This is a genomic window from Mesorhizobium sp. M7A.F.Ca.CA.003.01.2.1, from assembly GCF_003998945.1.
GTDB lineage: Bacteria > Pseudomonadota > Alphaproteobacteria > Rhizobiales > Rhizobiaceae > Mesorhizobium > Mesorhizobium ciceri.
On sequence record NZ_RZRA01001644.1, the window covers coordinates 1 to 485 of the forward strand.

1 pseudogene is annotated in these 485 nt (G+C 60.4%); it reads right to left on the reverse strand.

Annotation, left to right across the window (positions count from 1 at the left end):
* A pseudogene (locus EN969_RS34720) lies at positions 1–292 on the reverse strand (histidine phosphotransferase); the annotation flags it as partial.
* Positions 293–485 lie beyond the last annotated feature (193 nt).

Consider the following 485-nt stretch of genomic DNA (forward strand, 5'->3'; position numbering starts at 1 on the left):
CCGGCGTTTCGTTCTTGAGGAAGGCGATGGCGACCGCTTCGGCATCGCCGGTATCGATCAACATACCGGCCGAACCGGCGGCACCGAAGGCGATGCGGGCGAACTGAAGGCGGGCCGAAGCGTTGCGGGCGCTCTGACGGATCAGCTTCATGGCGTCCTCATCGGCGCCGCCTTCATCAAGCAATTCGAGCCCGTTGTTGATCGCGCCGACCGGCGAGATGATATCGTGGCAGACCCGGCTGCACAAAAGCGCTGCCAGATCGGGTGCGGAAAGGGTGAACAGATCGGCCATCGGCGAAAAATCCCTGCAAAATCTCACAACTCATGGCCGGGCGATCGATCGTCGCCTGCCACACGAATCACGCACTCTCTCCTCAGGCTTTCTGAATACACAGCGCCCGTGCGTGCAGCAACAAATCCAAATTGTGGTTGTGGCAAATGGCGTGTTCACGCAGGCTGCCGACCCCAATTGAGCGACCCCAAAC